At 33.7% G+C, this 25,495-nt stretch carries 24 protein-coding genes; 14 read left to right on the top strand and 10 right to left on the bottom strand.

The features are described from left to right. Positions 1–61: 61 nt before the first annotated feature. The 3 genes from BLQ19_RS12270 to BLQ19_RS12260 form a co-directional block, all read right to left on the bottom strand. Complete coding sequence (locus BLQ19_RS12270) at positions 62–754, bottom strand: YiaD family glycine zipper/OmpA-like lipoprotein (RefSeq protein ID WP_029446606.1); 693 nt, start codon at positions 752–754, stop codon at positions 62–64. A 4-nt stretch (positions 755–758) separates the two neighbouring features. After that, complete coding sequence (locus BLQ19_RS12265; RefSeq protein WP_029665011.1) at positions 759–1,238, bottom strand: lipocalin-like domain-containing protein; 480 nt, start codon at positions 1,236–1,238, stop codon at positions 759–761. A gap of 150 nt (positions 1,239–1,388) precedes the next feature. Further along, positions 1,389–3,365, bottom strand: coding sequence for an alpha-ketoacid dehydrogenase subunit alpha/beta (locus BLQ19_RS12260; RefSeq protein ID WP_074538536.1), 1,977 nt, complete (start codon positions 3,363–3,365; stop codon positions 1,389–1,391). A 121-nt stretch (positions 3,366–3,486) separates the two neighbouring features. On the opposite strand from BLQ19_RS12260, the gene BLQ19_RS12255 reads away from it, so the two are divergent. The 6 genes from BLQ19_RS12255 (at position 3,487) to BLQ19_RS12230 (ending at position 7,964) form a co-directional block, all read left to right on the top strand. Then, positions 3,487–4,437 carry an isopenicillin N synthase family dioxygenase gene (locus tag BLQ19_RS12255; protein WP_029449352.1) on the top strand — a complete coding sequence of 317 codons (951 nt, stop codon included), beginning with the start codon at positions 3,487–3,489 and terminating at the stop codon, positions 4,435–4,437. A 6-nt stretch (positions 4,438–4,443) separates the two neighbouring features. After that, complete coding sequence (locus tag BLQ19_RS12250) at positions 4,444–4,890, top strand: DUF1572 family protein (protein ID WP_074538535.1); 447 nt, start codon at positions 4,444–4,446, stop codon at positions 4,888–4,890. A 20-nt stretch (positions 4,891–4,910) separates the two neighbouring features. Next, positions 4,911–5,240: a translation initiation factor gene (locus BLQ19_RS12245; RefSeq protein ID WP_025615270.1), complete on the top strand. Its 330-nt coding sequence runs from the start codon at positions 4,911–4,913 to the stop codon at positions 5,238–5,240. 74 nt (positions 5,241–5,314) lie between these two features. Next, positions 5,315–6,247: a DUF1835 domain-containing protein gene (locus BLQ19_RS12240; protein ID WP_074538534.1), complete on the top strand. Its 933-nt coding sequence runs from the start codon at positions 5,315–5,317 to the stop codon at positions 6,245–6,247. Between the two features lies 1 nt (position 6,248). Then, the gene (locus tag BLQ19_RS12235; RefSeq protein WP_074538533.1) at positions 6,249–7,118 is read left to right on the top strand and encodes a nucleoside phosphorylase; all 870 of its coding nucleotides are present in this window, start codon (positions 6,249–6,251) and stop codon (positions 7,116–7,118) included. Beyond that, a complete protein-coding gene (locus BLQ19_RS12230) occupies positions 7,119–7,964 on the top strand; it encodes a substrate-binding domain-containing protein (protein WP_074538532.1) in 846 nt (281 codons plus the stop codon). It abuts the gene before it with no gap. Between the two features lie 14 nt (positions 7,965–7,978). Here BLQ19_RS12230 and BLQ19_RS12225 read toward each other — a convergent pair whose 3' ends face one another. The 3 genes from BLQ19_RS12225 to BLQ19_RS12215 all read right to left on the bottom strand — a co-directional run bounded on the left by BLQ19_RS12225 (position 7,979) and on the right by BLQ19_RS12215 (position 10,384). Beyond that, entirely contained in the window at positions 7,979–8,383 is a 405-nt protein-coding gene (locus BLQ19_RS12225; RefSeq protein ID WP_029446599.1) for a response regulator, read from the bottom strand. A gap of 237 nt (positions 8,384–8,620) precedes the next feature. Continuing rightward, positions 8,621–9,286, bottom strand: coding sequence for a uracil-DNA glycosylase (locus BLQ19_RS12220; protein ID WP_074538531.1), 666 nt, complete (start codon positions 9,284–9,286; stop codon positions 8,621–8,623). A 48-nt stretch (positions 9,287–9,334) separates the two neighbouring features. Further along, positions 9,335–10,384, bottom strand: a complete 1,050-nt coding sequence (locus tag BLQ19_RS12215) for a DUF6340 family protein (RefSeq protein ID WP_074538530.1) — start codon at positions 10,382–10,384, stop codon at positions 9,335–9,337. Positions 10,385–10,566: 182 nt separating this feature from the next. Between BLQ19_RS12215 and BLQ19_RS12210 the strand changes: the two genes are divergently transcribed. Next, positions 10,567–12,744 carry an endonuclease MutS2 gene (locus BLQ19_RS12210; RefSeq protein WP_034668829.1) on the top strand — a complete coding sequence of 726 codons (2,178 nt, stop codon included), beginning with the start codon at positions 10,567–10,569 and terminating at the stop codon, positions 12,742–12,744. A 307-nt stretch (positions 12,745–13,051) separates the two neighbouring features. Here the strand turns inward: BLQ19_RS12210 and BLQ19_RS12205 are convergent, their stop codons facing one another. From BLQ19_RS12205 to BLQ19_RS12200, 3 genes are all read right to left on the bottom strand, one after another. After that, a complete protein-coding gene (locus BLQ19_RS12205; RefSeq protein ID WP_254788364.1) occupies positions 13,052–13,696 on the bottom strand; it encodes a universal stress protein in 645 nt (214 codons plus the stop codon). 69 nt (positions 13,697–13,765) lie between these two features. Then, complete coding sequence (locus tag BLQ19_RS21615) at positions 13,766–13,900, bottom strand: universal stress protein (RefSeq protein WP_254788362.1); 135 nt, start codon at positions 13,898–13,900, stop codon at positions 13,766–13,768. 468 nt (positions 13,901–14,368) lie between these two features. Continuing rightward, positions 14,369–14,770 carry a DUF4890 domain-containing protein gene (locus BLQ19_RS12200; RefSeq protein WP_074538529.1) on the bottom strand — a complete coding sequence of 134 codons (402 nt, stop codon included), beginning with the start codon at positions 14,768–14,770 and terminating at the stop codon, positions 14,369–14,371. Positions 14,771–15,351: 581 nt separating this feature from the next. Between BLQ19_RS12200 and BLQ19_RS12195 the strand changes: the two genes are divergently transcribed. The 5 genes from BLQ19_RS12195 to BLQ19_RS12180 all read left to right on the top strand — a co-directional run bounded on the left by BLQ19_RS12195 (position 15,352) and on the right by BLQ19_RS12180 (position 22,676). Further along, the gene (locus BLQ19_RS12195) at positions 15,352–16,836 is read left to right on the top strand and encodes a cation:proton antiporter (RefSeq protein ID WP_254788360.1); all 1,485 of its coding nucleotides are present in this window, start codon (positions 15,352–15,354) and stop codon (positions 16,834–16,836) included. A gap of 254 nt (positions 16,837–17,090) precedes the next feature. Next, positions 17,091–17,498, top strand: coding sequence for a hypothetical protein (locus BLQ19_RS21610; protein ID WP_254788358.1), 408 nt, complete (start codon positions 17,091–17,093; stop codon positions 17,496–17,498). 585 nt (positions 17,499–18,083) lie between these two features. Further along, entirely contained in the window at positions 18,084–19,958 is a 1,875-nt protein-coding gene (locus BLQ19_RS12190) for a tetratricopeptide repeat protein (RefSeq protein ID WP_074538528.1), read from the top strand. Between the two features lie 152 nt (positions 19,959–20,110). Further along, the gene (locus BLQ19_RS12185; RefSeq protein WP_074538527.1) at positions 20,111–20,524 is read left to right on the top strand and encodes a thiol-disulfide oxidoreductase DCC family protein; all 414 of its coding nucleotides are present in this window, start codon (positions 20,111–20,113) and stop codon (positions 20,522–20,524) included. A 115-nt stretch (positions 20,525–20,639) separates the two neighbouring features. Further along, a complete protein-coding gene (locus tag BLQ19_RS12180) occupies positions 20,640–22,676 on the top strand; it encodes a mucoidy inhibitor MuiA family protein (RefSeq protein ID WP_074538526.1) in 2,037 nt (678 codons plus the stop codon). 11 nt (positions 22,677–22,687) lie between these two features. Here BLQ19_RS12180 and BLQ19_RS12175 read toward each other — a convergent pair whose 3' ends face one another. Then, positions 22,688–23,857: a peptidase MATCAP family protein gene (locus BLQ19_RS12175; protein ID WP_074538525.1), complete on the bottom strand. Its 1,170-nt coding sequence runs from the start codon at positions 23,855–23,857 to the stop codon at positions 22,688–22,690. A 229-nt stretch (positions 23,858–24,086) separates the two neighbouring features. On the opposite strand from BLQ19_RS12175, the gene BLQ19_RS12170 reads away from it, so the two are divergent. Together BLQ19_RS12170 and BLQ19_RS12165 are read left to right on the top strand one after the other, a co-directional pair. Further along, on the top strand, positions 24,087–24,689 hold the full coding sequence (locus tag BLQ19_RS12170; RefSeq protein ID WP_074538524.1) for a CDP-alcohol phosphatidyltransferase family protein: 603 nt from the start codon (positions 24,087–24,089) through the stop codon (positions 24,687–24,689). Next, positions 24,679–25,494, top strand: a complete 816-nt coding sequence (locus tag BLQ19_RS12165; protein ID WP_074538523.1) for a phosphatidate cytidylyltransferase — start codon at positions 24,679–24,681, stop codon at positions 25,492–25,494. The genes BLQ19_RS12170 and BLQ19_RS12165 overlap by 11 nt, the downstream gene beginning before the upstream one ends. Position 25,495 lies beyond the last annotated feature (1 nt).

Below are 25,495 nucleotides of genomic sequence, written 5' to 3'. Positions count from 1 at the left end.
ATAAATCCCGACAGAAGAGTCGGGATTTATTTAATTTGTAAAGTGTAAAAATCTTACGATTTTATTGTGTTTTCTGAACGGCTTCTTGCTTCAATTCATCACTAGCAACAATTACCATTTCTACTCTGCGGTTTTTTGCTTTCCCTTCTGCCGTGCTATTGTCTGACTTAGGTTGTGTTTCTCCGTACCATTTAGTCGTTAATCTACTACCTGCAATACCATGTGTGTTTAAATAGCTAGTCACAGATTCTGCTCTTTGCTTAGATAAATTCATGTTATAATCATCTGCACCAGCACTATCCGTATGGCCCTCTACTAAGATGTTAGAATCTGGATATTCTTTTAAAATACCCACCAAGCGATCTAAGGTAGTTGCCGAAGTACCTTTTACGACAGACTTGTTCGTATCAAAATACACACCTGCATCTTCATTAAATACCACATTAATTCCTTCACCAACTCTAGTAACCTCAGCTCCAGGAATTTCTTCTTCAATACGTTCTGCTTGCTTATCCATACGGTTACCAATGTAACCACCGGCAGCACCACCTACTACAGCACCAATAATAGCACCTAAAGCAGTATTGTTTCCGTTTCCAATATTATTTCCTAAGATACCGCCAATAGCAGCACCACTACCAGCGCCAATAACGGCACCTTTTTGTTTGTTGTTGGCATTTTTAACAGCGCTACAGCTAACTGTTAAGGTAACAGCAAGTAATACTGTACTTAATTTTAATCCTATATTTTTCATTATTCTATTGTTTTGTAAATTCATATACTACAGCTACTGGCGCACCATTAGCCATGACGTTGGATTTCAATGTCATGTTAGAAGCTGTTAAGCTTGCAATATCTAAACGATATCCGTAACCACCAGAAATATCCTTATTTTTCTCATCAATTGGCTTAAATTGTAATTGACTTGTACCGTAATCATTTTCTATTACAGACCAACGAATGTATCTATCTCCACCATTACATAAGGTAGATTGTGCGATAGTATAACGTCCTGTACTGTTATTGTCTCTAAAAAACCAGTTACTCCCTTCAAAACATATGTCTTGAGCATCGTTAAAGATCACCGATTTAAAACTTCCAGGTTGTCCTTCAAAGGAAACATTTGTTAATTCCCAAGTTCCACTAATTAGATTTCTTTTTTCTCTAACTGCTTTTGTAGCAGAGCAAGAACTTAGAACTACACTAAAGAGTAAACTTAGTATCAAAATTTTTCTCATAATATCTATTTTTATTTAGGTATAATTATATACGTTCAAAACGCATTAAAGTATTCATTTAACAAAGTTAAATCATTGTTAAACGTATGCAAGCTCGTATTATTATGCAGAATTTTTTAATTCGATGGAATAATTTTTTAACACGAATACCTAGTAGGCTAAAAGCGCCAGTAAAGCCTTTAAAAATCTATCTTTAGGTAAATAATTGTGTTCTAATATTTTAGAAAAAGGAATGGGAGTATCTAAACTAGCTACACGTTGCACAGGAGCATCTAAAAACTCAAAGCATTCTTCCATAACCAAAGCAGCTATTTCACTAGCAAGACTTCCAAACAAACTATCTTCTTGCAAAATGATAAGCTTACCTGTTTTTTTTACAGAATGATAAATGGTTTCCGTATCCAATGGTTGTAAGGTACGCAAGTCAATAAGATCTGCATGTATTTCTGGTCGCTCTTCTAAAACCTCTAAAGCCCAATGCACGGCAGCACCATACGCCACTATAGTAATCGCTGTTCCTTTTGTAAGCAATGCGGCCTTTCCAAGGGGTAAGGTATAATAGGCTGTAGGTACTTCTTGATAGAGGCTTCTGTAAAGTGCTTTGTGTTCAAAGAAAAGTACAGGATTAGGATCATTAATGGCCGTAGCTAACAACCCTTTAGCATCAAAAGGAAATGCGGGGTATACTACTTTTAACCCCGGGGTTTTCGTAAACCAAGCTTCATTTGTTTGTGAATGAAAAGGTCCTGCTCCTACTCCAGCTCCGCAAGGCATTCTAATAACAACATCTGCTTTTTCTGCCCATCGATAATGCGTTTTTGATAGGTAATTTACGATAGGATTAAAGCCGCTACTCACAAAATCGGCAAATTGCATTTCTACAACAGCCTTCATGCCGTTTATAGATAAGCCCATTGCGGCAGATATAATTGCCGATTCGCAAATTGGGGTATTTCTAACCCGTTCTTTTCCAAATTGCGCAACGAAGCCCTCTGTGATTTTAAACACACCGCCGTAGTCGGCAATATCTTGTCCCATAAGTACCAAGTTGCCATGTTTTTCCATAGCTTGTTTTAAACTCTGAGAAATGGCATCAACCAAACGGATATTTTCTGTAGTTAAATTCGGCGCTTCTTCTTTGTAGGTAAAAGGCGCATAAACATCTGCTAGCTCTTTTTCAGGAACTAAGGGTAAATCTTCTTCTTGATAAGAAATTTGCAACTCGTCCTCTATTTCTTGTTGCATCTTTGCTTTAAGAAGTGCAATGGCATCAGCCGTTAGCGTATTTGATGCTAGCAAAAAGGCCTCGTAATTAGTTATTGGATCTTTTGCTTCCCAAGTATCTAATAATTCTTGAGGGACATATTTTGTACCACTAGCTTCTTCATGACCGCGCATTCTAAAGGTCTTAAACTCTAGTAATACAGGTCTAGGATTTTCCCTAAGGTCTGAACATAGTGCGTTCACTCTAGTATAAACCTCTAAAATATTATTTCCATCAATACAATGAGATTCCATACCGTAACCAATACCTTTATCTGCCAAATCTTTACAGTTAAATTGTTCATTGGTGGGGGTTGATAATCCGTAGCCATTGTTTTCAATACAAAAAAGAACTGGAAGATTCCATACCGATGCTACGTTTAAAGCTTCATGAAAATCTCCTTCACTGGTAGCTCCTTCTCCAGTGAAAACAGCAGTAACTTGTTTGTTCTTTTTTAAAAGATTGGCAAGCGCTATCCCATCTGCGACTCCTAATTGTGGTCCTAGATGTGAAATCATTCCAATAATTTTATGTTCTTGAGATCCAAAATGAAAGCTTCGATCTCTACCCTTAGTAAAACCGTTTGCTTTTCCTTGCCACTGAGAAAACAATCTAGACAAGGGGATGCCTCTGGTGGTGAATACGCCTAAGTTTCGATGCATAGGTAATAGGTATTCATCTGGATGTAAAGCGGCTGTTACCCCAACAGAAATGGCCTCCTGTCCTATTCCACTAAACCATTTTGTTATTTTTCCCTGTCGTAATAAAATCAGCATTTTTTCTTCAATCAGCCGTGGTAATAAGAGCTGTTTGTATAGTTTAATTTTCGTATGATCTGATAAGGAATAGTCCGTGTACTTCATAACTTTTGTTACGGATTTGAGCCGTTCTATAAATGTAACAAAATTGACACAGAACAAAAACATTCTTAACAATTGAGAGTTGTCTTATTTTTAGCTAAATTTGATTCTTAATTTTTATCATATGAGTGTTGTTCCAAGTGTAGATTTGCAAGATTTTGTATCTGGAGATCCAAAGAGAAAAGAAAAATTTATAAAAGAAATAGGAAGTGCTTTTGAAAATATAGGTTTCGTAGCATTGCGCGGACATTTTTTGTCTGATAAATTAGTAGATGATTTATACGAAGAGATTAAAAACTTTTTTAAACTTCCACAAGAGGTAAAAGATTCTTATGAAATAGAAGGTATTGGCGGACAAAGAGGCTATACTTCTTTTGGGAAAGAACATGCAAAAGGAAAGAAAGAAGGCGATTTAAAAGAGTTTTGGCATTTTGGTCAATATGTAGAAGACAATCCTGAATTGGAAAAAGAGTACCCTGCAAATGTCATGGTCAAGGAGCTTTCTACATTTAATGAAGTAGGTGAAGAAACCTTTAAAATGCTTGAGAAAACCGCTAAGTATGTGTTACGTGCATTGGCCTTGCATTTAAATTTAGAAGAGACTTACTTTGATAACTATATTAAAAATGGTAACTCTATTTTAAGACCAATTCATTACCCACCAATTACCTCTGAACCTAAAAATGCGGTAAGAGCAGCTGCGCATGGTGATATTAACCTTATCACGTTATTAATGGGGGCACATGGCAAAGGATTACAAGTAAAAAATCATAATGACGAATGGGTAGATGCTATTGCTAAACCCGATGAATTAATGATTAATGTGGGCGATATGTTATCACGTCTAACCAATAACAAATTAAAATCTACGATTCATCAAGTGGTAAACCCTCCAAAAGAATTATGGGGAACTTCTCGTTATTCTGTACCTTTCTTTATGCATCCAGTTAGTGAAATGTCATTAAATTGTCTAGAGAATTGTATTGATGAGGAAAATCCTAAATTGTATGAAGATATTACTGCGGGCGATTTTTTACATGAACGCTTGATAGAATTAGGTCTGATAAAAAAGTAGACATTTATGTCTTTAGAAACATTAAAGGCGCTATTTAAGCGCGATTTATTAAGACTTAAATGGGAGATTGAAAGCTATAAAGAGGAAGCCTCCTTATGGAAAGTAGATCACGCAATCACCAATTCGGCCGGAAATTTATGTTTACACCTTGTAGGGAACTTAAATGCGCTGATTGGCGTGCCATTTGGCAAAACAGATTACAAAAGAGATAGAGAAGCTGAGTTTTCTTTAAAGAATGTGCATCGATCTGTTTTATTAAAACAGATTGATGCCACAATTTTAACCGTAGAAAAATCGTTAGAAACTATAAATGAGGCAGATCTAAAGAATGATAGCCCTATTGTGCCTTCTAAAACAGAAGTAACTACGGTAGATTTTTACCTGACACATTTAGCCCTGCATCTGTCCTATCATTTGGGACAAATTAATTATCACAGGCGTTTTTTTGAATAACTTATTTTAATACCTTTTAAATGGACTTAAAAGATCAACTAAAAAACTTTTTTCCAGAGCATCAAGAAGAGAAAGTTACTCCGGAGAAAGTTGTCGGAGAAAAAATTTGGATGCAGGATGATCCTATTATTTGCAAATACGAAAAAAGAAAAGGAAAGCCTACGACCATTCTTGAAGGGTATACTGGAGCCGACGAAGATTTTAAAAAATTGGCTAAAGAATTAAAAACAAAACTAAGTGTTGGTGGTAGCTTCAAAGATGGTGCTATCATTATTCAAGGCGATTACAGAGATAAGATTATGGCCTTATTAAAAGAAAAAGGATTTAAGGTAAAACGCGTTGGCGGCTGATAACTGTTAATTCTCTTTTCTTTTTTTACATTTAATAGTACATTTATATCCCTTAATTTTTAAATACCCTCCAAATGAGCTCCCTACTACATATAACAAACGGCGATACATTTACCAACAAGCTAAAAACACTTAACGTTCCAGGAGCAATTATCACCTGGCGCGAAATGCTGTGTGAAGGCAAAACAGAAAGTAATGTGGGTAGCGAGAATTTTTGGAAAACCCGCTTTGAATTTTTGAATAAAAACTATAGGGTTTCAAAATCAATTTTTATAGAAAAAACCTTAAAGGAATACAGATCACTTTGTAATCATAAGAAACAAGATGAAATTGTCTTGTGGTTTGAGTACGATTTATTCTGCCAAATAAATATGTTAGCGGTTATTAGCTGGCTTAAAACACATCGCAAATACGCACAAATATCATTAGTGTGTAGTGGCAAAGAAGACAAATCTGATGTAAAGTATGGCTTAAATGATTTAAGTGATGCAAAGCTTAAGAAGCTTTATAAAAACAAGATTACACTTACCCTTGATGATATAGAATATGCAGATTATGTATGGCAATTGTATTGCAGCGATAATCCTATTCGATTAGAAAATCTTACCGATTTTGAAAATTATCAATTTAAATATTTAGGAGAAAGTATTCAGGCGCATTTACACCGTTTCCCTTCCGTAAAAAATGGATTAAATGAAATGGAGTCTAGAATTTTACAATTAGCAGCAGAATCAAAGGCCGCTAATAAAACTGATTTTATGGAGATTCTTCTTAAAAATCAAGGAATTTTAGGTTTTGGTGACACACAATTTCAACGGGCATTAGGACGCTTAAAACCCTTGTTTTCTTCTTTCAATCCAGTTCGATTAACGCAAAAAGGAAAACTTATATTACAAGGTGATACCAGTTATTATTCCTGTATCCAGGAGAACGACTATTATTTAGGAGGAGCTTTAAAGTATGATTTCCTTTACAATACCGATACGAACAGAATTTTAAAATTATAGCATGCAATTAAAGCCATCAGAGCTAGTGTTAAATGCCGATAATAGCATTTATCATCTTAATATATTACCAGAAGACATCGCAGATACTATTATTACCGTAGGAGACCCAGACCGCGTTGGCGAGGTTTCTAAGTATTTTGATACGGTAGAAGTTAAAAAAGGAAAGCGAGAATTTCATACCCATACAGGAACCTTAAATGGAAAGCGTATTTCTGTTATTTCTACAGGAATAGGAACAGATAATATTGATATCGTTCTTAATGAATTAGATGCCTTGGTGAATATTAATTTTGAAACAAGGAAAATCAACTCAGAAAAAAAGCAATTAGATATTATACGTATTGGTACTACTGGTGCCATACAGCCTCATATAAATGTGGGCGATTTTTTACTTAGTGAGCACGCTATTGGATTTGATAGTTTATTGCGTTTTTATGATGCAAAACATGTATTGAATGAAGAGGTGCAAAACAGTTTTATAAAACATACAACATGGTCTAAAGATAAATCTACACCTTATGTAGTTTCCTGTGATCAAGATCTTGCAGCTACTTTTATGTCCGAGACAATGCATAAAGGATTTACAGCGACTAATGTTGGTTTTTATGGTCCTCAAGGACGAGTACTTCGTTTGAAAACTGAAGACCCTAGTTTAAATGATAAATTAGCATCCTTTGATTATAACGGGCTAAAAATTACCAATCTAGAAATGGAAACCTCTGGAATTTATGGTTTGGCTAAGTTGTTAGGACATAGAGCTGTATCATTAAATTGTATTTTAGCCAATAGAAGTACGGGAGAATTCTTAACAAACCCTACCGAAGCTACTGAAAAATTAATTGAATACGCGTTAAAAAAATTGACAGAGTAGATGAAGAAAGTTAGAATTATTGGTGTTCCAGAACATTTTAACCTGCCATGGCATATGGCTATTGAAGAAAATGCCTTTAAAGAAAGAGGTATTGATTTAAGTTGGACAGATATTCCTGAAGGTACAGGTAAAATGTGTCAAATGTTAGAAAATGATGAGACCGATTTAGCCATAATTCTTACAGAAGGTATTGTTAAAAGTATATCTGCTGGCAATCCCGTTAAAATAGTTCAGGAATTTATTGCTACACCCCTACTTTGGGGAATTCATGTAGCAGCCATAAGTAATTATAAGACCATAGCCGATTTAAAAGATAGTACGGCTGCCATAAGTAGATTTGGTAGCGGAAGCCATCTAATGGCCTATGTAAATGCCGATAATCAAGGGTGGAGTACTAAAGACTTAAAGTTTGAGGTGATAAATAATTTAGATGGCGCTATAACGGCACTAACAGCCAACACCGCAGATTATTTTATGTGGGAAAGGTTTACGACCAAACCCGTGGTAGATCGCGGCATATTTAGACGCGTTGCAGATTGCCCTACGCCCTGGCCTTGTTTTGTTATAGCCGCCAGTGACAAATTTCTAAAGGAACATCCGTCATTAGTACATCATATTACTGAAGTTATAAACCTATACACTGAAGAATTCAAAAATATACCAAGTATAGATAAAACACTAGCAAATGCCTACGGTCAAAAACTAGAAGACATCAAAGAATGGCTGGCCATCACAAAATGGAGTCAGAAACCGCTAAAGGTTTCAACACTTCAGAAAGTTCAAGACACTTTGTTTACCTTAAATCTTATTGATAAAAAATTAGCACCAGAAGCAATACTTGTGTAGCACTAGAACGGTATTTACAGAATAAAGTATTTGTTTAGTAAAGAACTAAATTTCTCGTCAGACATTGGTTTTTGAAAATATTCTTTTACATCTTCATTATCTGTAGCTCTAATTAAATCCTTATCATCTTCGCTGACAGTAGTCATGACAACGATACAATTGTTCTTAATGCTGGGTGATAATTTTTTGTAGCGCTCTAAAAAGGCCCAACCGTTCATAACAGGCATATTAATGTCTAAAGTAATTAAACAAGGGAAAAAGTCAGAGTCGTCAGAACTTTCTTCCAAAATTTCTAAGGCTTCTTCTCCATTTAAAGCTTTGTAGACATCTACATCGATGTCGAGTTTTTTTATAAATACGCTATTTATAAAATTTGTAGATTCATCATCGTCTACAAGTAAAATAGATTTTAAGTTCATTTTGGTTTGTGTTTTTTGGTTGGGTCAAAAATATTGAGAATTTATTTTTAAATGGGAAAAATAATGAACAGTTCCTTAATTTTTAAAGATTCTTAATAATTAACCCTCAAAATGTCAGGAATTAAAAAATTAACTCCTTGACTTATACCAATTTAATTATAAATAACTCCTTAACCAAATAATATGATATTTGCGTTTTTTTTATTTTACAGGGATTCTTACAGCTTTTAGGTTCTACTACCAATTAATTGGATCTTTTCTTAGTTGCATTAAAATGTCATTGGTTGTACTAAAGCATTTGTTCCCAAACCAGTAGCCTCTGTTAGCACTTAAAGGAGATGGATGACCACTGGTAAGAATATGATGTTTACTTTTGTCTATCAATTTTGCTTTCTTTTTAGCAAAACCACCCCAAAGTAAAAAAATTACATCAGCTTTTTCTTCACTAATTTTTTTGATGACAGCATCGGTAAATACTTCCCAACCTTTTTTTTGATGACTTCCTGCTTCATGGGCTCTAACAGTTAGGGTAGCATTCAGAAGTAAGATGCCTTGTTTTGCCCAAGATTCTAAATTTCCAGATTTGGGATATGGCTTCTGAAGGTCAGTACCCAATTCTTTAAAAATATTCACTAAGGAGGGCGGGTGTGCCACACCATCCTGCACAGAAAAACACAAGCCATTGGCTTGGTTTGGCCCGTGATATGGGTCTTGACCAATAATAACCACTCGAGTATCTTGAAAAGTACAATGATTAAAGGCTGCAAAAATGTCTTCCTGTTTTGGGTAGACTTTCTGTTCGTTATATTCTTTTGTTACAAAAGTGGTTAGTGTTTTAAAATAGGGCGCACTAAACTCTTCTTCTAATTGCGTCTTCCAACTTTTGTGAATATTCCAAGTCATACTTTAGATTGTTTTGAAATCAAAAGTAACAAAATATACACTTCTACTTTAATTAGAGCGCTGTTGGTCCAACACATTATTTTGTTGTACTCTATACTTAAGAACATTTACGTAATCTAATGCTAATTTATCCTTGGAGTCAGTATAGGCTTTTGAGGCATATTGAATAGCAAGATCTAAATCGCCATCTATTTCACTACTAATAGCCATATTATAATTGGCTCTTCCCTGAATTTTTAAGTCCGGATTTGTAGTTTCTTGTTTCCAAAGTTCTGCGGCACCATCCCAATCACCTGTCAGTGCTCTCCGGTGCGCTACCTTAAAATTATCAGTTCCAGACATATAGTAATCTCTAGAGATTCTCACTTTATTCGGAATTAAACGTTGTGCGTAAGCAATACCAACATTTCTGCTATACTCTTGGATCGTTTCATTACGTTGTTTTACTGCTTCCACTGCCTTTATAGGATTAATACCTTGACCGTGAAAAATCATCTCTTCGGTGTAATTTTTCTCATCAATAATTAATTTCTTACTAGGATCATATACGCGCCATCCACAGTTAACCAACGTGTTTAAGGTTACTTCCTGTGCAGGTACGTTTACTTTAACGCCTAAATTGTTCTCTAAAGGCATTGTAGTTACTTTAAAGGATGATTTTGTATCTGTATCATAAAAAGCTAGAGAAAAAATAACATCAACATTATATGTGTCACATAATTTATCTATCGTTTCCCAAGAGAGTGTTGCAGGTAAAACACCCAATCCGCTTTTAACTTCTTCTATGTTTTCTAGAATTTTAATTTCATCTAGACTTTTAATCATTTCCAATTCTGATGCAAACGCACTTATAGCTGCTTCGGCCCCTTTTTGGTCTAAATTTAGACCCTCTGCAGATAGTATTTGATCTATTTTGTCTAAGCCTTTATTCCCTTTAGAGGGCTCACTCCTATTAATAATCCCTATGGTTTTAACCGCAGAAGAAAGATGCACTTTTGCTGGTGTCGTTACTCCCATAGTCATTTTATTGGTAGAGGCACATGCAGAAATAAACAGTGCTATGCTTAAATAAATAAAGGGTTTGATTTGATTTTTCATAGGATTAGTAATCTGTTTAAAGTGGATACAAAAATGTATCAGAACTAATGTATATTAAACTCCAAAAGCTAATTTTTATTGCCTTATTGGGGTACTATGAAGTATCTCAATCCTTAGACAAAAAGTGAATTAATTTTGTAATTTATAGTGAAATATTTTTTTCAATGTATCTTTGAAAAAGAATGAATAAGATAAACGATAAGACATTAAAAGATTTAGAATTTTATACAGTTCTAAACCATATTGCAGCACGTTGTAATACAGAGCAGGGTAAAGAAAATGCCTTGCAAATAGTTCCGCTGAGATCAAAAGAATTGATTGTAATACATTTAGGACAAACTTCTGAATATGTTTCTTCTTTTTCCAATGATAACCGGATTCCCAATCATGGTTTTGATGCGATTAATCAAGAGTTAAAACTATTAAAAATTGAAAACGCAACGATAGAGATTTCTGGTTTTAGAAAAATTGGTAATATCTGTAGTACCGTAAATACGCTGAAGAAGTTTTTAAAGAAATTTAAAGAGTACTACCCTTTACTTTTTCAAGCATCCGAAGATGTTGAACTAAATATAGAGATTCCAACGCAAATAGATGCTGTCATAGATAGGTTTGGGGAAATTAAAGATAATGCCTCAGATAATTTACGGATTATTAGATCGGAAATTAATGGCTTGAAAGGGAAGATTAATCAGAGTTTTTCTCGGGCGCTGACCATGTACCAAGCTTCAGATTTTTTAGATGAGATTAGAGAATCTGTTGTAGATAACCGTCGTGTTTTAGCGGTAAAAGCCATGAACCGTAAAAAGGTGAAAGGTGCTGTTATGGGTACTTCTAAAACCGGAAGTATCGTTTATATAGAACCAGAAGCAGCGTTACAATTTAGTCGTCAATTAAATAATTTAGAATTTGAAGAGCGTGAAGAGATTCAAAGAATTCTTAGGGTGCTAACCGCGCATATCACTCCTTTTATTCCTGAATTATCTATATATCAAGACTTTTTAGCCCACATAGATATTACCGCTGCAAAGGCGAAATACGCTATGGAAATGGATGCTGTATTGCCAGAGTTTAGTGAGAATAATGAATTATATTTAAGGGATGCCTATCACCCACTGCTCTACTTAACTAATAAACGCAAGAAAGAAAAGACGTATCCTCAGACGATAGGTTTGCATGATGAAAATAGAATTATTGTTATTTCTGGTCCTAATGCAGGAGGAAAAAGTATCACCCTAAAAACCTTAGGAATTCTACAGGTGATGTTGCAGAGTGGCTTATTAATCCCAGTGCATGAGCGTAGTAAAGTGTGTTTGTTTAGTAGGATATTAACAGACATTGGAGATAATCAATCTATTGAAAATCATCTAAGTACGTACAGTTACCGACTTAAGAACATGAACTACTTCTTACGTAAGTGTGATGATAAAACCTTGTTCTTAATTGATGAATTTGGTACAGGTAGTGATCCGGAACTAGGAGGAGCACTAGCGGAGATTTTTTTAGAAGTATTTTATGAACGTGGTTCTTATGGTGTGATTACTACGCACTACTCCAACTTAAAGTTGTTGGCTAATGAATTGCCCCATGCAACCAATGCCAATATGTTGTTTGATTCAAAAACCTTAGAACCTACGTATCAACTGGTTTTAGGGCAAGCAGGAAGTTCGTTTACATTTGAAGTAGCGCAGAAAAACGGAATTCCATATAGTCTAATAAACCGTGCTAAGAAAAAAATTGAGAGTGGTAAAGTGCGTTTTGATGCCACGATAGCCAAATTACAAAAAGAGCGTAGTTCTATGGTTAAAACCGGAACAAAGCTTAGAGAGGAAGAAACAAAAGCGCGTAGTGAAGCACAACGATTCGAGGAACTGAATACGAAAGTGAAATCTAAATTAGAAAATTACCAAGAGTTGTATGATTCTAGCCAGCGAATGATTTATTTAGGAAATAAATTGAATGATGCGGCATTGAAATATTTTCAAGATAAAAAGAAAAGACCTCTTGTTTCAGAATTGCTTCGGATTGTAGAAACAGAAAATAGCAAGCGTAAAAAGAAATCTTCGCAACAAGTAAAAATAGAAAAAGCGAAGAAGGTTGAAGTTGAAAAAGAGGTGATTCAGAAAGTTGAAGTCATTAGGGAAGAAAAAAAGAAAGAGAAAAAGATAAAGGCTGTTGTAGAAAAGAATAAGCCTAAACCTATTTTTAGGCTTGGAGACCGTGTGCGAATGATAGATGGAAAAGCGGTGGGTAGTATTGATAAATTAGAGAAAAATAAGGCGGTGGTTAATTATGGTATGTTCACCACAAACGTAAGTATAAACCAATTGGAATTGGTAGAAGCAAAAAAGAAGAAATAGAATGAATTCATGAGCATTCTAAAAATATAATGAGATTATAAATAGATAAAATTTAGAGCTAAAATTTGTAGACTATTATTGGTAATAGCGCTTAACAGACTACTTTTTAGTAGCTGTGGCTTTTAATAAGGCATATAACAGGAGTAACCTTTCTAAGTCTACTAAAATAATTTCATTCTTGAGAAGAGGTAAAGCCATTATATAGATGGTATAGCAGTCTCTCGATACTTTAATGAAAATTTTATTTTATAAATTTAAGATTTAGCACTCTTGTCATATGTTTTAAGTAATGTGTACTACTATTTTTTTAGTTTCTTAAATCATGTAAAGCCAATACAGGAATGTTAGGGTTATTGCCTAATTCTTTCACCATTGGGTTTGAGAAAATACTACCAAAAAAATTATGCTTCTTGTTTATAAAAGCTATCATCTCGCTTTCGCGACTTTGGAAAAAACAACGCACACCTTCTTGTATGTCTGAACTATATAATACATGGTGCGAAAAACTAGTAGCACCTAAAATCTGATTCAGCAACGCTTTATTTTCCGATTGTTTTTTACTGAATTCTTTATCCTTTTGAATATACAAAATTCGGATGGGAGCATTGGTTATTTTAGAAATTTCAATTAAAGTTGCTAATTCCTTTTCCTTGTAATGCGTTTTAAAACTGGTAGGAAACACAATCTCGTTTGGATTTTTAATAATAACCTTATCAGGAATTTCAAACACCGGACAGTTTCTAACCTTCTCCATCGTATTTACGGCATTACTACCTTGAATTAATTTTTTGTCCTCTTTTCCCCCTTCCGATCCAATAAGTATCAACTCTATATCTTCTTTTTCAACAACTTTTTTGAGTACATCATTAAAAGATCCAAATTCATTCAGAAAATGAAACGTGTGTTTATTGTTCGCATTATTAAAGCGTTCGTGCTTCTTTAACTTTTCCATGCTTTTTTCTGCAAGCTCTTTTACCTCATTTAACTTTTTGTCGGTAGGTTCAGGACTTAAAAGATTGTTTTATGAATATCCAGTTAGATAGTACGAATGCAAAATAAAGAATTCACAAGATTCTCTTTTGTAGAGCTCAATGGCGTAATTTATTGCGTTATTGGCATTATGTGAAAAATCTGTTGGAATTAATATTCTTTTCATTTTGGAATGATTTTAAGTATACTCCAAAGCTAAGCTTCATTTCGTACACATGAGATAACCGATGTCATCTAAGCAATTTTATTACTATGGATCATTCCAGGAATTCAATATCCATTTTAAAAATTAATAAAAATTACGTGATTCTAGTCTGTGTAGAATTTGTTTTGGAAATAAACTGCTCGACTTCCCCCTAGAAATCAGAAACGGTATGGTATGTTCAGCACTACCCTCATTGAAAATATAATGGTGAGATAAGGAAGGCACAAACAACACAATGGAATTCCCAATAGATGATGCTCATAAAAATCAGGATATCTAGCATGAATGAAGCACACAAAAAAATGGACGGTTCGAATACTACTTGGAAGTTGATACTTAATCCGTTTTAACTAGATATAAAAAACGGGTCCAACTATAGAAAAGTTAAACCCACTGAAATTTTTGTTTACTCAAAATTATGGATCTTGTTTACGACTTCATTTTTTTAGCTCCTTTTTTGTTTTTACCTCTTTTTTCTTGCATGGTTTCCCATTTTTGAAACTGCTCTGTATTTAGAATGCCTCTCATTTCTTCTTTATGAGCATTTAATTGAGCTTCCATTTCAGCTTTTCTTGCTTCACGTTCTTCTTCGGTCGGTTTTTTTCTTTCGCCACTTTTACGCTCTTCCATTTTAGATGTGCGCTCTTGAGCATTTCTAAGATTCATATCATAAACTTTAGCTTGCTGATCTTCATTTAAGCCTAATTCTTTAGTTGATCTTTCTGTGTTTTTTTGAGCAAACGTTTCAGGATCAATGACTTTTTTTTCGCTTCTTTGTGCAATTGCATTCATACCAATGAATAATACGATCACTGTAATTATTTTTTTCATTTTTATATATTTTAATGATTAGCTATTGGTAGGACTCTTATTTTTAAAAAAGGTTTAACCTTATTAATTTCGGATTGCATTTAAAGACCTTCTTCAGTTCCTATCTTTTTTCGTTATCTGTAACCTGGCATTTTATAAAAAATAAGTACGAAGTAAATTTCTAATTTAGTTGATCATGTGCATACAACAAATAGCGTTTGACTTGAGAAAGGACTGATGAATACTTTATAAAATATGTTCATTCAACTAGCGCGTGTCATTAAGACAATACTAGCCTTAATGATTAAATTAATGCAAAAAGAGTAGATTATACCATCTAAAAATACATTTCTTTTAAGAAAAATTAAGCAATACTAAACAACCCGTATAAATGATTGCTTTCAATATTTATTTAGCTTACAATTCATAGTTTCATCTATATTTATAGTACCAAACTATCTTAATTTAGAAAGAGAAAAATTATTTGAATGATGTTTGTTTTTAATGCATTCAAATAAAAAATAGAACGTTTTTAAACGCTCCCCACGTTTATGACTCAAATATTGAGTGAACAATAAATATTTCATTTCATAAATTAAACTATGATAGTAGTTAGCATATTTGAAACATCGCTGCCATTAACAGATCCTGTTTTAAAATTTCTTTTAATATTGGTGATTATTTTGTTTACTCCAATAATCCTAAACAAAATTAAAATACCACACCTTCTTGGGCTAATAATTGCGGGTGCTATAGTTGGACCTAATGGTGTTAATTTAATAGAACGAGATAGTGGAATTATACTATCTGGAACAGCCGGATTACTTTACATCATGTTTCTTGCAGGATTGGAAATAGACTTAGTTGACTTTAAAAAAAACAGCAAAAAAAGTATTGTTTTTGGTTTACTTACTTTCAGTATTCCTATGACATTAGGTACCATATGTGGGATTTACATTCTAGATTTCTCTACGCAAACAGCAGTTTTACTGGCCAGTATGTTTGCATCTCATACCCTAATTGCTTACCCCTTAATAAGCAAACTTGGTGTTGCCAAAAATAGAGCCGTAAACATAACCGTGGGGGGAACAATGATTACTGATACCCTGGCTTTATTGGTTTTAGCAGTCATTGTTGGAATGACAACAGGAGAGGTAAATGCGCAATTTTGGATTCGATTATCAGTATCCATACTAATTTTTGGTTTCATTGTGCTATTCCTGTTCCCTATTATTGGAAGATGGTTTTTTAAAAAATTTGATGATAATGTTTCTCAATATATTTTTGTTTTAGTAATGGTTTTTTTAGGGGCTGGTCTTGCAGAGCTGGCGGGAATAGAACCTATTATAGGCGCTTTTTTAACTGGTTTAGCCTTAAACAGACTTATTCCTCACATCTCACCTTTAATGAATAGGATAGAATTTGTGGGAAATGCTATTTTTATTCCTTTTTTCTTAATTGGCGTGGGAATGCTTATAGATTTCCGGGTGTTTTTTAAAGATTTTGAAACAATTAAAGTTGCGGCAATTATGATTTTTATTGCAACGCTTGCAAAATTTATTGCAGCATGGTGTACACAAAAAATTTATGGTTTTTCTTTAGATGAACGTAGATTGATTTTTGGATTAAGTAATGCTCAAGCAGCAGCAACATTAGCTGCGGTTTTGGTCGGATATTCTATAATTCTTGGGAAAACACCATCTGGTGAGCCGATACGTTTATTAAACGAAACTATTCTGAATGGCACAATACTTATGATTCTGTTTACATGTACTATCGCTTCTTTTGTAGCTCAAAAAGGAGCTCAAAATATTGCACTCTCAGAACATACGGATGCTTTGCCTGAAGAAACTGACCATCCAGAACGAATATTAATTCCTATCAGTAATATGGATACTACTGATGAACTCATTAATTTAGGAATCACTATCAAATCCAAAAGTAACAAAGATGGCTTGTATGCGCTGAGTATTGTTGATAATACTAAGACTAATGGTTCTGCAGATAAACTAGCAAAAACAATACTAAGTAAGGCAGCCATAGCTGCAGCCGCTACAGACACCAACTTACATGAACTATTGCGTTAAGATATCAATTTAATAAATGGAATCACTAGCGTTACAAAAGAACACGCCATAACTGATTTAATTCTAGGGCTCCATGTTCATAAAGGTATTTCAGATTCATTTTTAGGAAACCTACAGAAGGTATTTTAACTAAAAGTAGAACCACCACCTTAATTTATAAACCTGTTCAACCTCTCGGGACTATAAAAAGACATATCGTTATTGTACCTGAAAATGCGGAAAAAGAAATAGGTTTTCCTTTTTGGTTACTAAAAGTGTGGAACATCGCAAGAAATACCAGCGCTAAACTCCTTTTTTATGGCAATGAAAACACTTTAAAATTTATAAAAGATATTAAAAAACAATATCCTATTGAATGTTCATTTGAAACGTTAAATGATTGGGATAATTTTTTGATTATAGCTAAAACTTTTTTTAAAGACGACAACATAATTATTGTTTTAAGCAGAAAAGAACAACTTTCTTACCATAGAAATATGAGTAAAATTCCGACTTATTTGAATACGTATTTTAAAAAGACAAGTTGTATTTTAATTTATCCCATGCAATCTTCCCTAAATACAACGCAAAAGATTACTGTGACCAACCCTAGTTTAATGGAGCCCTTGGAAAAACTAGAGGAAATTAGCAAAACCATAGCTAAGCTTTTTACATACAAATAACAGGCGTAAAAAGACCCCAGTACAACAAGTTAAAGATAGAAAGAGAAAAAGTTAGAAAATAAGTGTTTTAGAAAACGGAAATCTTTCACTGCTATTTCTGATACACGTTTTGAGGTCAAAAGCAATAACAAAGCACTACCCGATCTCTTCTTTGTTACAGCATATGATATTTAACAAGACCCATAAAAATAGAATTAGAGTTTAATTTGATTCCATTTACTACTTTCAGACGATTTTAAGACCAGCATAATTAAAACTAGACGCAATTAGGGCGTACGCCTAATAAATGCTATAGACAAAGTATGGACAACGAAAAGATACTACTATACGATATGTCTTAAAATGGTAGTTATTTGGATATGGTACAATACGCTCTTAATAGCTGTAAAAATGAGGTGTCATTCGATTTTTATACTACGTACTTTAAGGTGATTTTGAGGATAAGGAATAGACATTTGTTCCTATAGCCTTCTGAGGTTTTATGTTATTATAAAGCAGAAAACCGCTATCTTAGAACTCCAGAATGAAAAATATACTCCCCCTATTATTTAAATTATTCCAACTATAAATAGTTTAATTCTAGTTATGAAAGTTTTTATAATGGTATTGGCTACCTTTTGCTTTGCTTTTTCTTATGGGCAAATAGAGAGGAAAGTAGATAGTTTAAAAAAAGCTTTAAAAGCTGAAAAAAGTCTTATAGGTAAAGTAGAAACCCTTGAAACATTGTATGCAATTTTGCGCTACAATAACCCTGAAACCTCCTTAAAATATTCCTTACAAGCCTATGAGATAGCGCGTAGGCTGGAGGATAAAAAAAAGCAACTTAAGGCGGTATATCAATCGGCCATTAGTTATAGGGCATTAAACCAATTAGATGCAGCTGTGTCGTATCATGAAACCGCCATGAAACTTTCTACAGAACTAGAGGAAGAGGTTTTTTACGCAAAAAGCTTATTAGAATTGGCAGATATTAAACGCTTAGACGCTAAAAAAAAGGAAGCTTTAGAAATGCTTAACGAGGCGAAAGTTATATTTGAAAACAATGATGAAAAAGAATTAGTGAATGTTTGCTTAGGTAATATTGCTAGTGTGTACCTGAGTAATGGGCAATTTAAATTATCTCAGCAATTGTACATGCAAGCATTGAATAACATAGACTCACTACATACGGATCCGCTAACGAAGGCAGATATTGTAGCAAGATTAGGAGAGATACAATACAATACAGAAAATTACGAAGCATCTATACCGTATTATTATCAGGCTTTAGAAGTTTATATTGCGGTAGATGATAATATCTGGCAATCAAACATGTACCTGCAAATTGGCACCTCATGGGCGGCATTGCAGGACTATGATAAGGCTTTAGAGTATTTTTTTAAAAGCCTCGAAATTGCTAAGAACTTTGGACTCAGATCAAATGAAGCTATGGTGTATACCAATATTGGTTCAACCTATAGAGAAATGAAGAACTTGGAAGCTTCTGAGGCTTATTTAGAAGAGAGTTTACATTGTCATGAAAAGGAAGGACTTGCTTATAACCATATTGCAGTGCTTTTAGAATTAGGGCGGTTACATATAGATTTAAACAATCTAGAAAAAGCGTTATGTTTCTTAGATGAAGCTATTGATAAATCTACACCCTCCATGCGTTTAGATTACTTAATGGAAGGATATAAATTAAGGTCTACTACTTATGATATGTTGAAAAGTCCGCAAATGGCATTACGCGATTTAAAAGCGCACCAAATATTTAAAGACAGCATTTTTAACCATACAAAAATGCAGCAAATAGAAGAATTGAAAACAATCTATGAGACTGAAAATAAACAAACATTACTCGCTTTAAGTAAAGAAGAAATTGAAAATTTACAGCACAAATCTAAAGTAGATACCTTAACCAAGAGTCTTTATGCAGGAGGCATGCTTTCTGGCTTGTCATTGTCTATACTCCTATTTTTTATTTTCAGACAACGTCTAAGAAAGAACAAGTCTAATCAAAGGAAATTAGATGAACTTTACAAAAAAGAGATTGAATATAAACAAAAGGAATTGGCAAGCTTAACGGTACATTTAGCACAAAAAAATACATTCACCCAAGATTTAATTGAAGACTTAAAGGAACTGAAAGATAATCCCGATAAATTCAAACTACAGTTTAGAAGAATTCTGTTGTTGTTAAAAAAGCAGAATTCTGATGATAAGGACTGGGAGTTATTTAAAACTTACTTCGCGGATGTGCATAATGATTTTGATGATAAACTAAGAGCTATATATGCAGATATTACGGAAAAGGAAATAAGGCTAGCGGCTTTTTTAAGGATGAATTTGTCTACAAAAGAAATAGCGGCAATATTTAATGTGCTTCCAGATAGTATCCTGAAGTCTAAATACCGATTAAAAAAGAAGCTAAATTTAGACAAAGATATGGATTTAGGGAGCTTTTTAAATTCGTTGTAAATGCAGGTTTGATAGCTATAGTAAGAAAATGAAAGCTGTTGCTGCTTTTTACGCAAAACCACTATCTGGGAAAAACCCAAATAATTTTTTACTACTATAATGTCGTTGCATAGCCTATCTTTGAGTCAAATTTAGATTGATACAATTTACGTATGCAAGGAAATAATTCTCATAAGATTGTACTTTTTGATGGTGTTTGTAATTTGTGTAACACTTCAATACATACGATTATTAAATACGATAAGAAAGACGAATTCCGTTTTGCATCCTTACAAAGTGAAATAGGACAAAAGCTGGCCAAAGAAAGGCATATAGATACTACACTAGTAGACTCTATAATTTTAATAGAACCAGGAATTGCGTATTACACCAAATCTACAGCGGCATTATTGATCGGTAAATCATTTGGAGGTTTATGGTCTTTATTGACCATTTTTGAATGGATTCCAGAAAAATTTAGGGATAGTATTTATGACTATGTGGCTAATAACAGATACAAATGGTACGGTAAACAAGATGTTTGTATGGTACCCACTACTGAATTAAAAGCTAAATTTATAGAATAACACTTTACTCAATATAAAGCAGTGTTTACTAAGTTCTAAAAGAAGCATACTCAAGGCTCCTTTAAATTATGTTTGGTTCTGGTTAGGTTTACTTTAAATCTAAAACCAACACAACATGAAACAGGTACTATTATTTCTTATTTTATTCCCAATTCTCTTATTAGGAGCAGATAAAACTCCTTCTAAAATAAAAGCGGTCACCGTATTTCTAAATAGTGCAGAAGTTTCAAGAACCGCTAGTTTTCAATTGAAAGAAGGTACTACAGAGCTTATTTTTAATGGTTTGTCTCCTAAAATTGATGAAAGTAGTATTCAAATTTCAGGATTACAAGGAGTTTCTATTTTGTCTATTGCTTATGATATTAATTATTTAGATTCTAAAGTTTCAGATGAAGAATCTGAAGCATTAACTACAGCTATAAAAACAACAGAATTAGAAATAAGTTTACTTAAAAATCTCATAATAGGATTAGAGGAAGAGGAAAAGGTAATTAATGGAAACCGCCTGCTTAATTCAGAACATCAAGCTATAGATTTAGAAAAAGTAAAGCAAATAAGTACGTATTATAGAGAGCGAATTACTGCGATTAAAAACGAAATTTACACAACAACAATTAAAATTAATGTTTTAAGTGAGGGATTGCAACGTATTAATAAACAGTATCTTGAGCTAAATTCGACGCCTACTGAACCTAAGGGAGAAATAAGTATATTATTTGAAACTCCAATCTCTATGCAGTTAAATTTAGAATTAAAATACAACGTGTCTGATGCGGGATGGATACCCAATTATGATCTAAAATCTAATAAGATTAATGACCCAATAGGGTTAACTTATAAAGCGCATGTGTACCAACATACTGGCGCGGATTGGAAAAATGTTGCCGTAACACTCTCTACAGGCAATCCTAATAATTATGCTATTAAACCTGAGTTAGTAACGGATTATCTGAATTTCGGAATGCGTAAAAATTACAACACAGCATCAAAGAAACACAAGTATTCTTATAATCCAACGGTGAGAACTGTTACAGGAATTGTGACAGATGCTTCAGGACAAGCATTGCCGGGGTGTACCGTACTTATCAAAGGAACTTCTATTAGTACGCAAACAGATTTTGATGGGAGGTATAAATTAAAAATTAGTGGAGGCCAAGAATTAGTGTTCTCCTATATAGGATTTCAACAAGATGAAGTACCTTTTTACTCTTCCATTATTAATGCTCGATTACAAGAAGACTCCTCAGCCTTAGATGAAGTTATAGTTGTTGGGTATGGAACGCAAAATAGTGATATGAGCAGAGTTCTAAAAGGACGAGTGGCCGGAGTTAGTGTTAGAGGAGCCTCAAGTGTAACCGAAGCTTCGCAACCTTTGTATATTATTGATGGTGTTCCGATGGAAGGATTTGAAGAGGGTGATTTGGATGCCAACGAAATACAAAACATAGAAATTTTGAAAGATGCCTCTGCTACTTCAATTTATGGCTCTAGGGCAGCAAACGGTGTTGTCGTAATTACCACGAATAAGAGTTTTTCCGAGGATGATGTTACCAGTACCAAATTTGTAATTAAAAGTCCATATACGATAGTAAGTGATGGAGATATTACGGCAATAGAAATTAACACGTTTAAGCTTGATGCGGTCTATGAGTTTTTTGCTGCTCCCATAATTAATGAAAATGTTTTTCTTACGGCTAGATTCAAAGATTGGGAGAAATTAAACCTGCTACCTGGTGAAGCCAATATTTATTTTAATGGCGGATATGCAGGGAAAACTACCATAGATCCTTATGCTGTAAACAAAGAAATGACGGTTTCATTAGGTATTGATGCCTCTATTGCTGTTACTAGAAAACAAGATAAAAATTTTAAGAGTAAATCTTTTACTGGAAGCAATAGAATTGTAGACCGAACTTATAATTTAGAAGTGAAAAATAATAAAGCGGAAGCCGTAAAACTAATTTTAATGGATCGTATTCCTGTTTCAGCCAATAAAGAAATTAAAATAGAAGATATTATAGTTAATGATGCCACTTATGATAAAGAAAAGGGTTTGCTAACTTGGGAGCTAAATTTAGCCTCAAAGCAAGAAAGCAAACACCAATTTTCTTTTCAAGTAAAACATCCAAAAGGGCGTAGTATAAGTTTATAAGCTAATGCAACCTATTTTAAGTGATTAAGAATAGAATCGAGCGTAGCGTTCTCATTCTTATTTTCCTTAAAAGCAATATTTCTATGGGTTATAGGGCTGGCTAATCCTAAATCTTGAAGATTTACGATGTCTGCTTCATAATCCATAGTTACTTTTCCAGTTAAAAGTGTGTCCATCTCTTCGCCTCTTTGGTGGCGTTTGTAGATTTTTTTTAATCCACTTAGGTATAATCTGTCTTTTGTAAAACCACCACCACGGTGTACTCTCATGGTGATGCTAAAAGCATCATTTCTATTAAGTTTATACGTACCGTGTATCAAATCAAAAGTATCAGAAAAGCTATAACCTTTAATTAAACTATCGCTTGCTAGAACTCTATAAGCTAATGTTTTAAGTCTTTCTAATGTTAGCGCTCCGCTCATGTATTCACTAAAGACAGCAAGCCCCTCTTGGGTTTCTACATTACGAGGAAAACCGTTGGAAAATATCTTCAAAGGTTGCTCAATTCCGTTGTAGGTGGTTACTAAATGCACCCCAATTTCATGGTTAGCCAATGTTAATAATTGATTCTTGCTAAACTTGGTATTTTTTTTAATTAACAAGGTTTGGGTGCTATTACTTACCATAGCATCTGCGGCAATAGCTGTAGATAATTTTATGTTCAAAGGAAAGTCATACAACTTAGAAAATTCATCAAAATAAGCCTTAGCATCATCTGGGGAATAGATTTTCTCCATATCTGCTCTTTCCGTTTCATTACTGTAATGTAGTATAAATTGCGCATTTTGCACATCTTTCTCTGTTGGCGAGCCATAGAGCCTTAAAGAATTATAATAAAATTTCTTAGGCTCACCAATGGTTTGTATGCATTGGGCCATATTAGAATAGTAATAGATGATATCTTGATAGAGCTTCTGTACTTTTTGATCTGTAATACGTTCCAAGCGTTGTGAAAACAACATTCGGTGTAATTTATAGGGATGAAACTTTATCTTCGGATATTTAAGAATAGGATTTTCTGTATATTTTGAAGCAAAAAAACGTTGTTTTTCCTTCTCGGTATTTAACGGGTTCAAATAACTTAATAACTCAATTTTTTTAACCAATCGGTTTAAATTAGCATCTATTTCGAACAAAGATTCATTGGCTCTTTGTAAGGCTACTAAGTCTTTTGCATTCATTCTAGTTGGGTATTAAAAACGCCGCAAGGTAATCAATCTATCTGAGTCATTTTTGGGACTTTTCATTTTTCGGTCCGTAGTTTTCGCTAAAAAATAATAGCATTTCATCACAGAATTACCGCATCCTAAATATCTAGTTTTAGTATTTTTTAGCGCAGCCAAGGAGATAGGGTAACTTCTAATAAAAAGACTTAGATTTGGAATATAATGTAGAAAAAAAGCAGCTTACATGATTTCCATTTATAAATTAAAACCCAAATTTCAACAACTACTAAATCCTGTTTTAATTTTTTTGCACAAATGTAATGTAACCGCAAATCAAATTACGATAGCTTCGATTTTACTATCTCTTATTATCGGAATATTGTTCTGGAACGCAGATAGGATGCACTGGTTTTTCTTAAGCTTGCCAATTGGACTATTGCTACGAATGGCGTTAAATGCCTTAGATGGTATGATGGCTCGAAAGTTTCATCAAACCAGTACTCTCGGTGAAGTTTTAAATGAAATGGGGGATTTAGTTTCCGACTTTATTATTTTCTTTCCCTTGATGAAGTTTCAGCCAGAGAGCTTATATAGCATCATTGCGTTTATTTTATTCAGTATCATTAATGAATTTGCTGGAGTCTTAGGAAAGGTGGTTGGAGAAGAACGGAGAAATGATGGACCTATGGGTAAAAGCGATCGTGCTTTACTTTTAAGTATTTATGGTCTACTCTTATTTTTTGGCGTAAACCTTGCGACTTATTCTAAGTACATTTTTGGAATAATTATTTTATTGCTCGTACTTAGTACTTTTACGCGTCTTAAGAAAGCATTACATGGAGCTTGAAATAAATAATTCTGAAAATAAATTTTCTGACGTTCCGCTAAGGGTAAAAACATGGGGCTATATTATTTTGATATTTGCCATCTCTATTTCTAGTTCTATAGCCATGAAACTTTTTATCTCTTGGATAGGGTGCCAAGCTTTATATGAATTTTTAAGGATGTTTCAAGTTAAAAGAAATCTTTTTATTACTGCTTTGAGCCTAGGAATTGTACAATTTTCATTGTTATATTTTTTGAATTTTGAACCTTATTCCCTGTATGCTGCTGTATTCTTGATTACATTTCTGGTATATTTTCTAATGCTAAAAGTTACCGTAAAGCAAGGTGTTGGTGTTGTAATTGGACTAAGTTTGAGTCTTCTGGTTTTTCCACATTTATTATATGTAAGAGAGAGTGCTTTTGGCATAAAAGCACTTGTTTATTTAGTAGTTCTTACAGAATTAAATGATGTCTTTCAGTATTTTATGGGTAAGCTTTTTGGAAATCATAAGGTGATGCCTAAAATTAGTCCGAATAAAACATGGGAGGGTGTTATAGGAGGTGTAGGTCTCACCATAGTACTTAGTATTATCTTAGGGTATTTTCTTTTACCATTCACTATTCTGATTCAGGTAATTTTGGGTATAGTTTTGGGGGTTGCAGGTTTTTTTGGAGATGTTTTTATGTCTCTACTAAAGCGAAAAACAAATGTGAAAGACACTGGAACGTTACTGCCTGGGCATGGCGGACTCATGGATAGAATGGATAGTCTTATTTTTAATGCGCCTATTTTCTTTTGGATACTGCCGCTATTTATAAAAAGCTAAG

It is taken from the genome of Cellulophaga baltica (assembly GCF_900102165.1).
In the GTDB taxonomy this organism is placed as follows: Bacteria; Bacteroidota; Bacteroidia; order Flavobacteriales; family Flavobacteriaceae; genus Cellulophaga; species Cellulophaga baltica.
Note: the sequence above shows the minus strand (reverse complement) of the source record. Positions and strands in the feature narration are given on the sequence as shown.